Raw genomic sequence first — 13,364 nt, 5'->3', positions numbered from 1 at the left:
CCGTCACCCCCGTGTGCATACCGCGTACGGAGGGAGCCTAGCCAAGGGTGCGCGGCGAGGGTTACGACAACTGGCCGTCGTAGTCGGGCAGCTTGAAGGTCTTCTCGGCGTGCCCGCCGGAGAGGTCCGTGGCGTTGTTGCCGATGTTGGCGATGATCGTGTAGCCGTCGTTCTCGATGCCGACGCGCTGGGCGGTCTTGTAGGCGGCGACGTCCTTGAAGAGGTCGGTCAGGCCGCGGACGTGCAGGCCGGAGACCTCGTAGCCGTCGTGTTCGAGGTTGTACTCGGTGGGCCAGTACAGGACGCCGGGGCGGGCGGTGACGAAGAAGAGGGAGACGCCGTGCTCCTGGGCGTAGCGGGCGGCGTCCAGGACGGGCCGGTTGGCCGGCTGGGGGTAGCTGAAGCCGAAGTCGGTCTCCAGCGCGGTGTTGTCTATGTCGAGGACGATCGCCTGCTTCTCGCCGGGCCGGGCGGCGGCGATGCGCTGCTTCAGGTAGGGCAGGGCCTGGTCCATGACCGCCTGGCAGTCCTTCTGCCAGGTGGCGTAGTCGACCTTCGCGGCGGTGGCGGCGGTCACGGAGGCGGCCGGGGCGGTGGCCGCGGAGCGTGCCGTCGGCGTGCCGTCCGCCGCCTGTACGGCCGGGGCGGTCTGTACGGCCAGGGCGGCCAGCGCGGCCACGGAGACGGCGGTCACGGAGCTGCGGCGCGCCCAGGGGCGTCTGGTCATCGGTGGGGGTCCTCTCACGTCCGGACGCGCGTCCGTACGCGTCCTGAATGTCAGGGGCATGATCTGAGCCGAGGGTGGCGCGAGAGGAACCGTAGGGTTACCGGACGGTAGGTGAATAGAGGTCTGCGTCACAATTCCGAGTTCGCCGGGTTATCCGGCCGGTGATGTGCCGCACAGGACGTAAGTCACCTACTAAGGCACCTGGTGGATGGAAATAGGGGCATAAAAGGGACTTTTGTCATCTAAATCATGGGGGGCGGTGAAGGGAACTTCGACGTCAGGGGCGGTGTCCGCCCGAGTGGGACCGTGCCGGGAATTGGCCGTTTTGGTAGGCATCTACTACTCGGCGCCGTAGATGAGCCCTTTGTCAGGCTTCGGGGTGCTCGGTTACCAAGTAATGGCCGCTCCGGTGGATGTCCTCGTGGACGTCCGCGCACCGGGTGGCCGACCAGTCCCCGAATTCACGAGGTCACGATGTTCCGACGCTTCACGTCCCGCTCCGCCCGTATGTCCTCGCTCCGCACCCGCGTGGCCGTCCTGGCCGCCGGTTTCGGCGCCACGGCCGTGCTGGGCACCGGGGTCGCGAGCGCCGCCACCGCGTCCGCCACGTCCTGGGTCGACCCGGTGAAGCACTACACGCTCTCCGCCGGCTACATGCAGGCCGGCAGCCACTGGGTCGCCAAGCACAGCGGTCAGGACTTCGCCGTGCCGACCGGCACCGAGGTCGTCGCCGTGCACGGCGGCACCGTCGTCAAGGCCGGCCCCAACGGTGCCGGTGACGGCCCGGCGTACGGCAACGCCATCGTCATCAAGCACGGCAACGGCACCTACTCGCAGTACGCGCACCTGTCCCGCATCGACGTGCGGGTCGGCCAGGTCGTGGCGACCGGCCAGCACATCGCGCTGTCCGGCTCCACCGGCAACTCCACCGGCCCCCACCTGCACTTCGAGATCCGCACCACCCCGAACTACGGCTCCGCCGTCAACCCGGCCGCGTTCCTGCGCGCCCACGGGGTGAAGGTCTGACCTAGTCCCCCTTGTGGCGGGCGTGTTCGTGCGCCTGCCGGATCATGTCCAAGGCGACTTCGAGAACGGCCTCGCGCTTCTTCTCGGAGTCGCCTTCGAGGTCCCGCATCACGAACATCCCGGCGTGCAGCGTGAACATCGCGCTGACCGAGCGGACTTGGTCCACCAGCTCCGCGTCGGGGTCGATGAGGATGTCCCGCAGCCCGCGCATCCAGTCCTTGAAGGTGTCGCCGATGCGCAGTTCGCGGACCGTCGCCTGGTTCTCCTGCATGAAGCGGAAGAGCGGTTCCGCGCCCGCGAGCGCCTCGCCGTAGCGGCGGATGATCTCCTCTTTGGTCTCCAGGGTGCCCGGCTGTCGTCTGCCCCACTCGATCAGGTCTTCGATCGGTTTCGTCAGGTCCTCGAAGAGGCTGACGATGATCTCTTCCTTCGTCTTGAAGTGGTAGTACAGCGCCGCCTTGGTGACGTCGAGGCGCTCGGCGATCTCCCGCAGGGAGGTCTTCTCGTATCCCTGCTCCGCGAAGAGCCCGAGGGCAACGTCCTGGATGCGCTGGCGGGTGTTGCCGCGGCGCTGCTGCTTGGTGCCGTCCATGGTGCCGCCCATCCTCGTACTCCTCGGGCCTCCATGGAAACTTACTTGACGCCCGGCTAGTAATCCCTCTAGCGTCCCAGTGTACTGAGAGCTAGCCGGGCGGCAAGTAAGTGCCGCCCCGGGGGGAACGGAAAGACGATGGCGGACACGGCGGACCGCGTCATAGCGGGCAAACGCCCCCGAAGCGTGCGAGTGGTGCTGCTCGCGCTCATGATCGCGATGATGCTCGCGATGCTCGACAACATGATCGTCGGTACGGCGATGCCCACGATCGTGGGCGACCTGGGCGGCCTGGAGCACCTCTCCTGGGTCGTCACCAGCTACACCCTGGCCACCGCGGCCTCCACGCCGGTCTGGGGCAAGGTCGGCGACATGTACGGGCGCAAGGGAGCCTTCCTCGGCTCCATCGTGATCTTCCTCATCGGCTCGGCGCTGAGCGGTATGGCCCAGGACATGGGCCAGCTGATCGGGTACCGGGCGGTGCAGGGGCTCGGCGCCGGCGGTCTCATGGTCGGCGTCATGGCGATCATCGGTGACCTGGTGCCGCCCCGGGAGCGGGGCAAGTACCAGGGCATGATGGCCGGTGTCATGGCGCTGGCCATGATCGGCGGGCCGCTGGTCGGCGGCACCATCACCGACAACTGGGGCTGGCGCTGGGCCTTCTACATCAACCTGCCGCTGGGCGCGATCGCCCTCGTGCTGGTCACCGTCGTGCTCCAGCTTCCGAAGAAGCGGTCCAAGGCGGGCATCGACTACCTGGGCGTCGTCCTGCTGACCGTCGGCATCACCGCGATCGTGCTGGTCACCACCTGGGGCGGCACCGAGTACGCCTGGACCTCCGCGCGGATCATGGAGCTGACCGGCATCGGTGTGGCCGCGCTGATCGGGTTCGTGTTCTGGCAGACCAAGGCCGCCGAGCCGGTGGTGCCGCTGCACATCTTCAAGAGCCGCAACTTCACCCTGATGGCCGTCATCGGCTTCATCACCGGCTTCGTGATGTTCGGCGCCACCCTCTTCCTGCCGCTGTACCAGCAGGCCGTGCAGGGCGCGTCCGCGACCAACTCCGGTCTGCTGCTCCTGCCGATGCTCGGCGCGATGCTCCTGACCTCGATGGTCGCGGGACGGATCACCACCAACAGCGGCCGGTACAAGGTGTTCCCGATCGTCGGCGGTGCCCTGATGATCGTCGGCCTGTACCTGATGTCGACGATGGACACCGGCACGACCCGGTTCGTCTCCGGCGTCTACATGGCCGTGGTGGGCGCGGGCATGGGCTGCCTGATGCAGATCACCATGCTGGTCGCGCAGAACAGCGTGCAGATGAAGGACATGGGCGTGGCCTCGTCCTCGGCCACCCTGTTCCGTACGCTCGGTTCCTCCTTCGGCGTCGCCATCATGGGCGCGCTGTTCAACCACCGCGTCCAGGACGTCATGGCCGAGCGGGCCGGCGCGATCGGCGCGCAGATCACCGCCAAGTCGGCGCAGCTGGACGCGGACAGCCTGGACAAGCTGCCGGCGGCGGCCCGCGAGGCCTACCAGCACGCGGTGTCCTCGGGAACGCACTCCGCGTTCCTGCTCGGTGCCGTGGTAGGGGTGCCGGTGCTGATCGCGGCCCTGTTCGTCAAGGAGGTGCCGCTGAAGGGCGGTCCGAAGGCGGCCGACGAGGGCGCCGACGCGGCACCGCAGCCGATGGCCGAGGCCGTCTGACCCTCCCGGTCCGGAAGGCTCCGGCGGGCGCGTGTCCGCCGGAGCCGCCCCTGTCCCTGAGACCCCGGTCTTACAGGTCCCCAGTCGCGAAGGCCCCGGCGCGTGTCCGCCACCGGGGTCTTCGGCCGTTTTCCGGGGTCTTCGGCCGTCTCCCAGGGCGGTGGAGACCTGAGGTGTCCCTCGCGTCGCCGTGCGGGTCAGCGCAGTGTGTAGCCGCCGTCGGGGTACAGCGTCGAGCCGGTCGTGAAGCCGTTGGTGAACAGGAACACCACGGCCTGCGCGATCTCGTCCTCCGTGCCGAGCCGGTGCAGCAGCGTGTCCCCGCGGTACTGCGTGAACGCGGCCTCCCGGTCCGCGGCGGGACGGCCCGCCCACAGGTTGCCGTCGACGGTGCCCGGCGAGACCACGTTGACCCGGACCGGCGCCAGCTCGACCGCCAGGCCGCGCCCCAGCCCCTCGATCGCGGCGTTGCAGGCCGCGTAGGCGGGCGCGGGCGCCGGCGGGCGGGCACCGGCCGCGCCGGACATCAGGACCACCGAGCCGTCGGCGGACAGTTTCGGCGCGGCGTGCCGGACGGCGTGGTACTGCCCCCAGAACTTGGAGACGAACGGGCTCTCGGCGTCCTCGTCGCTCAACTCCAGCATGGGGCCCACCCGGTAGGAGGCGGCGGAGGTGAACAGGTGGTCCACCCGCTCCAGCGGGGCGAAGAACGTGGCCAGCGAGGCCCGGTCGGTGATGTCCACGGTCCGCCAGGAGGCCGCCGGTCCCAGCCGCCGCGCGGCGTCGGCCAGCCGGCCCGGTGTCCGCCCGCCGAGCACCACCTCGGCACCCGCCGCCACGACCTGGTGCGCCACCCGCAGCCCGATGCCCGAACCCCCGCCGATCAGGACCACGGTGCGCCCCCGCAGGGCCGGGGTGCCTGGCACGGGCCCGGGGGAGGGGACGGGACTGCTCATCGGGGGCTCCGTTTCCGTGGGCGGACGGGGTCGACCGTGATCAACTGGCCCGCGCCCGGCGGTATTCCGCGTCCCCGACGCGCTAACCCGCCCCGGACACCGGCAGCACCGGATAGCTGCCCGTGTTGGTCGGGGCGTGCTCCGGCAGCCACAGGACGGCCACCGCGCCCTCCGCGGGCAGGCCGGCGGGGATGCCCACGGGGCGTACGTTGCGGAAGGTCAGCCGGGCGCCGAGGACCCGGGCCTGGCCGGCCGCGATGGTCAGCCCCAGCCCGTGTCCCTGCCCGGCGCGGTCCTTGCTGCCGGTGCGGAACCGGCTCGGCCCCTCGGCCAGCAGTTCCTCGGGGAAGCCGGGGCCGTGGTCGCGCACCCGGATGACCCGGCCCTCCACGCTGACCTCGATCGGCGGCCGGCCGTGCCGGGCGGCGTTGGCGAGCAGGTTGAACAGCACCCGCTCCAGCCGCCGCGGATCGGTGGTGACCTCGGACTCGTGCACCACGTGTACGGCGATGTCCGGGTCCTTGGCCGCCACCCGGCGGGCCACGAACTCGCCCAGCATGATGTCCTGGAGTTCCGCCCGCTCCGAGGCGCTGTCCAGCCGGGCCACCTCCAGCACGTCCTCGACCAGCGTGCGCATCGCCTTGGCCCGGTCCAGGACCAGCTCCGTGGGCCGGCCGGGCGGCAGCAGCTCGGCCGCCGTCAGCAGCCCGGTCACCGGGGTGCGCAGCTCGTGCGCGATGTCGGCCGTGACCCGCCGCTCGGCCTCCAGCCGCTGCCGCAGCGCGTCCGCCATGGCGTCCACCGCGCGTGCCAGATCGTCGGTCTCGTCCCGTACGACCCCGCCGATGGCCTCCCGCACCCGCACGTCGGTCTCGCCCTTGGCGACCCGGTTCGCCGCCGCCGCGGCCTTGCGCAGCCGGCGGGACAGCTGGCCGCCGATCAGCACGCCGAGCGCGCTGCCGCCGAGCACCACCGCGACCGAGCCGATGACCAGGGCCTGGTCCAGGTCCCTGAGCATGTCGACGCTGCGGTCGGGCAGGTGCATGTGCACGGACAGCACATGCCCGCCCTTGACCGGCACGGCCGCCCAGATGTCCGGGTCCGTGCCGTGCCGGGAGACGTCACTGGCCCGCCGGCTGCGCCCGACGCTCTCGCGCAGCGCGTCCGGCAGCTCGGGGTCGTCCACCTTGACGTAGGGGAAGACCGGTCCCCGGTTCAGCTCGTAGTTGCGCTGGGCCAGCACCAGCCGGTCGTTGGCCAGCTCGCGCGCGTTGTCCAGCATCGAGACCCGGGCCGCGTTGTGCACGACCAGGCTGAGCACGACCGCCACCAGACCGGCCACCAGCGCGATCGCCGCGCTCAGCTTCCATCTGAGCCCCGTGCGCAGTCCCGCGCGCTCCATGCGCCGGACCGGGTGCCGCAGGATTCCCCGCATACCGCCCCGCTCAGGCCTTCAGCTTGTAGCCGAAGCCGCGGACCGTCTCGATCCGGTCCTGGCCGATCTTCTGCCGCAGCCGCTGGACGTGCACGTCCACGACCCGGGTGTCCCCGCCCCAGCCGTAGTCCCACACGCGTTCCAGCAGCTTGTCGCGGGAGAGCACGGTGCCCGGCGCGGAGGAGAACTCCAGCAGCAGCCGCATCTCGGTCGGGGTGAGCGCCACCGGTTGCCCGGCCCGCCGTACCTCCATGCCGTCGGTGTCGATCTCCAGGTCCCCGAAGGCCAGCGTGCCGGTGACCGCGGCCCCGGACTCCTGCGCCCGCTCCCCGCCCGCGTGCCCGAAGCGGCGCAGCACGGCCCGGATCCGGGCGACCAGCACGGCACCGTCGAACGGCTTGGTCACGTAGTCGTCGGCGCCCGCCTCCAGGCCGAGGACGACGTCGATGGAGTCGGCGCGCGCCGACAGCATGATCACCGGCACGGTGGACTCGTCCCGGATCCGCCGGCACAGGCTGACCCCGTCCAGGCCCGGCACCATGACGTCCAGCAGGGCGATGTCGGGACGGTTCGCCCGGAACGCCTCCAGGCCCGACAGGCCGTCGGGCATCGCGGTGACCGCGAAGCCGTCCCGCTCCAGGGCGAGCTGGGTGGCCTCGCGGATGACGTCGTCGTCCTCGACGAACAGGACGTGGGTCTGGTCTGCCATCCCGGTGCTCTCAGTCCTCGTGGTGTGCGTGTGGGGGATCAGGTGCTCGGTACGGGCCGCGGGGACCCGTCGGCGGACTTGCCGTACTCGTTGCGGGTGGGTTTGCCCGGGACGAACCGCCCGGACTTCCAGGTGTAAGGGGTCACGACGTCCCCGGACGGGCTGGAGATCGGGTCGTCCTGCTCGTAATACTGCCTGGTCACCGACAGGGTGCCGCGGTCGATCTCCGCGTAGACCGGGGACTCCTCGCTCTTGAAGACGTTTCTGAACACGCCGTCGTCGTCGCGGTACACGTACGAGCCGATGCCGACCCAGTCCGCGCAGGTCATCACGTTGATGACGACGTCGTCCACCGGGGCGTCGGTGAGATCTCCGTACGAGACGTCCACCTGGTAGTCGTCGCCGTCGCACGGCTTCAGCTCCCGTTTGACCGCCGGCGACACCTGGGGGTCGCGTTTGAGCAGCGCCACGGCGTCCACCCGCCGGAACTTGCCGAAGGCGCTCGCCGAGGGGGAGGCGCCGGCCACCGCCGCGGCCGAGGCGTGCGCCGGGCCCTCGTCCCGGGCGCCGGTGCCCCCGCTGCCGCAGGCGGCGAGGAAAAGGGCGAGGGCGGCGAGCGCGGCCCCCACCGCGATCACCGCCTGTGAACTCCTACGGACCCCTTCGGGTCCGGCCCCGGTCAGGCCGCGCAACGCTCCCGCTCCTCACGCTCCAGCGCGCGTGCGTCCAGATCGCGGGCCTCCAGCTCCTCCCGGAGCCGGGCGAGCGCCCGGTGCAGCGTGCTCTTGACCGTACCGGCCGACATGCCGAGGGCCGCGGCCGTCTCCTCTGTGGACATCTGCTCCCAGTGTCGCAGCACCACGACACTGCGCTGCTTCGGTGCGAGCACCTTCAAGACGTCCATCAGCAGGGCCCGGTCGGCGTGCTGCTCGGTGGAGTCGTCGACGGAGGCGTCCGGCAGCTGCTCGGTCGGCACCTCTTCCAGCTTGCGCGCCCGCCACCACTCGGTCCGCGTGTTGATCATGACCCGGCGCAGATAGGCGTCGGCGAGCCGCTTGTCGGCTATGCCCTCCCAGCGGCCGTACGTGCGCACCAGAGCGGTCTGCAGCAGGTCCTGGGCGTCGACCGGGTCCGGGACCAGCCGGCGGGCGCTGCGCAGCAGCGCGTCCTGCCGGGTGCGGACGTACTCCTCGAACTCGAGCACCTCGCCCTGCGCCATGATCAACCGCCTCCGTTCCCCGTCGTGCCCCCGGCTCGTGCCGGAGGTCCCGCTGTCCCCGCGCCCGGTGGTCCGCCGGGCACGGAGAAGAAGCTACGGAGTGGTTGTCACGGGGCTGTGCGGACCAGCCTGCGGCCGGCAATCGGCTATCCGTCGGTTGTGTAACGGAAGCCGCAACAGGGAAGACAGTGCGGGGATTACGTCCCATTATGGAAGGTTTTGCCGCTTCGGATCCTTCGTAACGGGACGCCGTGGGACTGTGACCTGGCTGTGCGTCAGCCCAGCGGCAGCCGGTACAGACCGCCGGGCAGCGGCTCCACCAGACCGTCCGCGACCAGCCCGTCCAGCGCGCGGGCCCGCTGCACCGGCTCGTGCCACACCCGGTCCAGCACCGCCTGCGGCACCGGCGCGAGCGCCTCCCGCAGCACGGCCAGCAGCTTGCCGCGCACCTGCCGGTCCGTACCGGCGTACGTCTGCCCGCGCCGCGGCGGCCCGGAGTGCTCCGGCTTGCCCGCCAACCGCCAGGCGCACTGCCCGGCGATCGGGCACCGCCCGCACCCCTCGTTCTTCGCCGTGCACACCAGCGCGCCCAGCTCCATGGAGGCGGCGGCCCAGCGCGCGGCGGTCCGCTCGTCCTCGGGCAGCAGTTCCCGCGCCAGGCGGCGCTCGGCGGCCGTGGTCGCGTTCGGCGGGTACTGCACCCCGGTCACCGCCCGTGCGATCACCCGCCGCACATTGGTGTCCAGCACCGGGTGCCGCTGCCCGTACGCGAACGAGGCGACGGCCGCCGCCGTGTACTCGCCGATCCCGGGCAGTGCCAGCAGCTGTGCGTGGTCCGTCGGCACGTCCCCGCCGTGCCGCTCCGTTATGGCGACCGCGGCGCCGTGCAGCCGCAGGGCCCGGCGCGGGTAGCCGAGCCGGCCCCAGGCGCGCACCGCCTCGCCCGGCGCCTCCTTCGCCAGGTCGGCGGGGCGCGGCCAGCGGGCCAGCCATTCCTCGTAGACGGGCAGGACCCGGTTCACCGGGGTCTGCTGGAGCATGAACTCGCTGACCATCACGCCCCACGGGCCCGCCTCCGGGCGGCGCCAGGGGAGGTCACGGGCATGGGCGTCGAACCAGGCGATCACGGGGGCGTGGAGCTTCTCAGTCATGGCCCTTCGATCCTGCCACGGGTGGCCGGGCGTCGTGCGTGAGGGCGCGGTCACCGAGCGTGGCGAAAGACGAAGAACCGTGCCGCCCAACGCAGTTACCAGGATGATGATCCGGAAAAGTTCACTTCGGCGCGGCGGGTGACGCGAGCAAGCGCGGCGATCTCTCGTACAGTTTGCGCGTGGGATCTCTGCGCAATCCGGTCGGGCCGCTTCCCTCCTCCATCTACTGGCGTCGGAGGGTCGTACTGCTGTCCGTGGTCGCCCTGTTGGCGCTCGTGATCACGCTGATCGTCACCACCGGTGGCGGGGGCGGCAAGAAGGACACCACCGGATCCGACGGCAAGAACCCCACGCACGTCATCACGCCCGGACCGAGCCAGTCCGGCCCCGCGATCAGCCAACACCCGGGCGGACGCGACGAGTCGGGCGACGGTGACACCGGCGGCGGAGCGGACTCCGGGGGTTCCGGCGGCGGCGCCACGGGGTCGGCCGGCGGCTCCGGCGGCTCGTCCGGCGCCGGTGGTTCCTCCGGCTCGGCCGGTTCCACCGGTACGGGTACGGGTTCCGGTGCCGCCGTCGCCGCGGGCGACGCGCTCCCCGCATCCTCCACGCTGCCCGACTGCCCTTCCAGCGCCGTGGAGTTCGGCCTGCGCAGCGTGCGCAACTCCTACTCGCCGGACCAGACTCCGACCTTCGAACTCACCGCGAAGAACGGCTCGTCGGCGGACTGCAAGGTCGATCTCGGCCCGAGCCGCGCGGTGTTGACGATCACCCCGGCGGACGGTGACGACACCTTCTGGTCCTCGGACGACTGCCCCAAGGGTCCGGGCAGCCTGGCCTTCCGGGTGCCGGCCGGCCAGAGCATCACCTACACCGTCGAGTGGGACCGCAAGCCGAGCGCCGCCCACTGCGGCACCCCGGCCGGCGGCCCGGCCAAGCCCGGCACCTACCTGCTGGAGGCCAAGGCCCCCGGCCACGGCAAGCTCCAGGCGTCGTTCGTACTGTCGGCGGACTAGGGTACGTAGGCCGCGCCCCAAAGGGGCGCGGGGAACGGCGCGAGCAACCACGACGATCCCGCAGCCGCCGTACGACGCGAGGGCCCGAGCTCTCAGGCGCCCGGCCGAATCTCAGACGTACCGCTCCAGGATCGACGACTCGGCCAGCCGCGACAGCCCCTCCCGTACGCTGCGCGCCCGCGCCTCGCCCACGCCGTCCACGGTCTGCAGATCGTCCACGCTCGCGGCCAGCAGCTTCTGCAGGCCACCGAAGTGCTCCACCAGCCGGTCGATGATCGCACCCGGCAGCCGTGGCACCTTCGCCAGCAGCCGGAAGCCGCGCGGCGAGACCGCCGAGTCCAGCGACTCGGGCGACGCGGTGTAGCCCAGCGCACGCGCCACCGTGCCCAGTTCCAGCAGCTCCGCGTGGGTCAGCGCGTCCAGCTCGGCCAGCGCCTCCTCGACCGTGCGGGACCGCTTGGCCGTCGGCTCGGGCACGTAGTCGCGGACGACCAGCTCGCGGTCCGGCTCGACCCCCGCGATCAACTCCTCCAGCTGGAGCGCGAGAAGCCGGCCGTCGGTGCCCAGCTCGACCACGTACTCGGCGATCTCGGTGGCGATCCGGCGGACCATCTCCAGCCGCTGCGCGACCGCCGAGACGTCCCGGACCGTCACCAGGTCCTCGATCTCCAGCGCCGACAGGGTGCCCGCGACCTCGTCCAGCCGCAGCTTGTACCGCTCCAGCGTCGCCAGCGCCTGGTTCGCGCGGGAGAGGATCGCCGCCGAGTCCTCCAGGACGCGCCGCTGACCGTCCACGTACAGGGCGATCAGCCGCATCGACTGGGAGACCGAGACCACCGGGAAGCCGACCTGCTTGCTCACCCGGTCCGCCGTGCGGTGCCGCGTGCCCGTCTCCTCCGTGGGGATCGTCGGGTCCGGCACCAGCTGGACGCCCGCGCGCAGGATCTTCGACAGGTCCGACGACAGCACGATGCCGCCGTCCAGCTTGCACAGCTCCCGCAGTCGGGTGGCCGTGAACTCGACGTCCAGCACGAACCCGCCCGTGCACATCGCCTCGACCGTCTTGTCCGACCCGAGGACGATGAGACCGCCGGTGTTGCCGCGCAGAACCCGCTCCAGGCCGTCCCGCAGGGGCGTGCCCGGCGCCACGGCGCTCAGCGAGGCGCGCATCAGACCGTCGGAACCGGCACTCCCACCGGACTTGCCGGGAGCCGCTGCCCGGTCGTTGGCTGCCACTGCACTCCTCCGGTCGCAGGTTCTGACGCGCTCCCGCGCCCGCACTCGGTTCGTACGGACGGGCGAGACCAGGGCAAAGTCTACCGGCGCTCCTCCGTCTCCCGTGGGGCCTCTCGGCGACGGGAGCGCGGCAGAACCCGCAGCGCGTCCCCTATGTCGGCGACCTCCAGCACCTTCATGCCGGGCGGCACCTTCCCCGGATCGGAGGGCACGAGGGCGTGCGTGAAGCCCAGCCGGTGCGCCTCGGCGAGCCTGCGCTGCACCCCCGTGACCCGCCTGACCTCGCCGGCCAGGCCCACCTCGCCGATCGCCACCAGGTTCTTCGGCAGCGGGGTGTCGCTGGCCGCGGAGGCCAGGGCGAGCGCGACGGCGAGGTCGGCGGCGGGCTCCGACAGCCTCACCCCGCCGACCGTCGCCGAGTAGATGTCCCGCTTGCCGAGCGCGCTGATCCGGCCACGCTGCTCCAGCACGGCGAGCATCATCGACACCCGCGAGGTCTCCAGGCCGGACGTCGTACGCCGGGGGGAAGGGATCTGCGAGTCCACGGTCAGCGCCTGCACCTCGGCCACCAGCGGGCGGCGGCCCTCCAGGGTGACGGTCAGGCAGGTGCCCGGCACCGGCTCGGCGCGGCGGGTCAGGAACAGGCCGCTGGGGTCGGCGAGGCCCGTGATGCCCTCGTCGTGCAGCTCGAAGCAGCCGACCTCGTCCGTGGCCCCGTACCGGTTCTTCACGCCCCGCACCAGGCGCAGGCGCGCGTGCCGGTCGCCCTCGAAGTGCAGGACGACGTCCACCAGGTGTTCCAGCAGGCGGGGGCCGGCGATGGCGCCGTCCTTGGTGACGTGGCCCACCAGCAGCGTGGACATGCCGCGCTCCTTGGAGGCGCGGATCAGGGCGCCGGCCACCTCCCGGACCTGCGCCATGCCGCCGGGCGCGCCGTCGATCTCGGGCGAGGCGACCGTCTGCACCGAGTCGAGGATCAGCAGGGACGGCTTGACCTCGTCCAGGTGGCCGAGGACGGCGGCCAGGTCGGTCTCCGCCGCCAGGTACAGATGGTCGTCCAGGGCGCCGATGCGGTCGGCGCGCAGCCGCACCTGGCTCGCGGACTCCTCGCCGGTGACATAGAGGGTGCGGTGCTCGGCGCTCGCCGACTTGGCGGCCACGTCCAGCAGCAGGGTGGACTTGCCGACGCCCGGCTCGCCCGCGAGCAGGACCACCGCGCCCGGCACGAGACCGCCGCCGAGCACCCGGTCCAGCTCGGGCACGCCGGTGGTGCGGGCGGTGGCCTGCCGGCCGTCGACCTGGCCGATGGGCAGCGCGGAGGCGCTCACCCGGCCCGGCGCCGTGGTGCGGACCGCGGGCGCGCCGTACTCCTCGACCGTGCCCCACGCCTGGCATTCGGGGCAGCGGCCGAGCCACTTCGCCGTCTGCCAGCCGCACTCCGTGCAGCGGTACGACGGACGGTCCTTGGTGGTCTTGGTACGGGCAGCCATGCGCAAACCGTAGCCCGCGGCACTGACAACGCGGCGGGAACGATCACTTCCCGGCCGCTGCCTACCGGATCGGGCCCTGGAACAAAGCCTTCCTGTCCCC

At 71.7% G+C, this 13,364-nt stretch carries 13 protein-coding genes; 3 read left to right on the top strand and 10 right to left on the bottom strand.

The annotated features are described in order from the left end of the window. Window positions 1–61: 61 nt before the first annotated feature. Window positions 62–727, bottom strand: a complete 666-nt coding sequence (locus tag Srubr_RS29285) for an HAD family acid phosphatase (RefSeq protein ID WP_189997826.1) — start codon at window positions 725–727, stop codon at window positions 62–64. 474 nt (window positions 728–1,201) lie between these two features. On the opposite strand from Srubr_RS29285, the gene Srubr_RS29280 reads away from it, so the two are divergent. Then, a complete protein-coding gene (locus Srubr_RS29280; RefSeq protein WP_189997825.1) occupies window positions 1,202–1,753 on the top strand; it encodes a M23 family metallopeptidase in 552 nt (183 codons plus the stop codon). 1 nt (window position 1,754) lies between these two features. Here Srubr_RS29280 and Srubr_RS29275 read toward each other — a convergent pair whose 3' ends face one another. Continuing rightward, a complete protein-coding gene (locus Srubr_RS29275; RefSeq protein WP_189997824.1) occupies window positions 1,755–2,357 on the bottom strand; it encodes a TetR/AcrR family transcriptional regulator in 603 nt (200 codons plus the stop codon). Between the two features lie 126 nt (window positions 2,358–2,483). On the opposite strand from Srubr_RS29275, the gene Srubr_RS29270 reads away from it, so the two are divergent. Further along, on the top strand, window positions 2,484–4,052 hold the full coding sequence (locus Srubr_RS29270) for an MDR family MFS transporter (protein WP_189997823.1): 1,569 nt from the start codon (window positions 2,484–2,486) through the stop codon (window positions 4,050–4,052). A 197-nt stretch (window positions 4,053–4,249) separates the two neighbouring features. On the opposite strand, the gene Srubr_RS29265 is transcribed toward Srubr_RS29270, so the two are convergent. The 6 genes from Srubr_RS29265 to Srubr_RS29240 form a co-directional block, all read right to left on the bottom strand. Then, window positions 4,250–5,008 carry an SDR family oxidoreductase gene (locus tag Srubr_RS29265; protein ID WP_189997822.1) on the bottom strand — a complete coding sequence of 253 codons (759 nt, stop codon included), beginning with the start codon at window positions 5,006–5,008 and terminating at the stop codon, window positions 4,250–4,252. A gap of 82 nt (window positions 5,009–5,090) precedes the next feature. Further along, window positions 5,091–6,443: a two-component system sensor histidine kinase CseC gene (gene cseC, locus Srubr_RS29260; protein WP_189997821.1), complete on the bottom strand. Its 1,353-nt coding sequence runs from the start codon at window positions 6,441–6,443 to the stop codon at window positions 5,091–5,093. Between the two features lie 10 nt (window positions 6,444–6,453). After that, a complete protein-coding gene (gene cseB / locus Srubr_RS29255) occupies window positions 6,454–7,152 on the bottom strand; it encodes a two-component system response regulator CseB (protein ID WP_189997820.1) in 699 nt (232 codons plus the stop codon). Window positions 7,153–7,190: 38 nt separating this feature from the next. Continuing rightward, a complete protein-coding gene (locus Srubr_RS29250; RefSeq protein ID WP_189997819.1) occupies window positions 7,191–7,790 on the bottom strand; it encodes a hypothetical protein in 600 nt (199 codons plus the stop codon). Window positions 7,791–7,831: 41 nt separating this feature from the next. Further along, entirely contained in the window at window positions 7,832–8,371 is a 540-nt protein-coding gene (locus Srubr_RS29245; protein WP_030781607.1) for a SigE family RNA polymerase sigma factor, read from the bottom strand. Window positions 8,372–8,646: 275 nt separating this feature from the next. Further along, window positions 8,647–9,522 carry an A/G-specific adenine glycosylase gene (locus Srubr_RS29240; RefSeq protein ID WP_189997818.1) on the bottom strand — a complete coding sequence of 292 codons (876 nt, stop codon included), beginning with the start codon at window positions 9,520–9,522 and terminating at the stop codon, window positions 8,647–8,649. A 179-nt stretch (window positions 9,523–9,701) separates the two neighbouring features. On the opposite strand from Srubr_RS29240, the gene Srubr_RS29235 reads away from it, so the two are divergent. Next, window positions 9,702–10,538, top strand: coding sequence for a hypothetical protein (locus tag Srubr_RS29235; protein ID WP_189997817.1), 837 nt, complete (start codon window positions 9,702–9,704; stop codon window positions 10,536–10,538). Between the two features lie 111 nt (window positions 10,539–10,649). Here the strand turns inward: Srubr_RS29235 and disA are convergent, their stop codons facing one another. Both disA and radA read right to left on the bottom strand, forming a co-directional pair. Then, window positions 10,650–11,774: a DNA integrity scanning diadenylate cyclase DisA gene (gene disA, locus Srubr_RS29230; RefSeq protein ID WP_030781598.1), complete on the bottom strand. Its 1,125-nt coding sequence runs from the start codon at window positions 11,772–11,774 to the stop codon at window positions 10,650–10,652. 80 nt (window positions 11,775–11,854) lie between these two features. Beyond that, a complete protein-coding gene (radA, locus tag Srubr_RS29225; RefSeq protein ID WP_189997816.1) occupies window positions 11,855–13,264 on the bottom strand; it encodes a DNA repair protein RadA in 1,410 nt (469 codons plus the stop codon). Window positions 13,265–13,364: the final 100 nt, after the last annotated feature.

Source organism: Streptomyces rubradiris, assembly GCF_016860525.1.
Taxonomy (GTDB): domain Bacteria; phylum Actinomycetota; class Actinomycetes; order Streptomycetales; family Streptomycetaceae; genus Streptomyces; species Streptomyces rubradiris.
The sequence above is the reverse complement of the archived record's forward strand: the minus strand, read 5'-3'. Positions and strand labels throughout refer to the sequence as shown.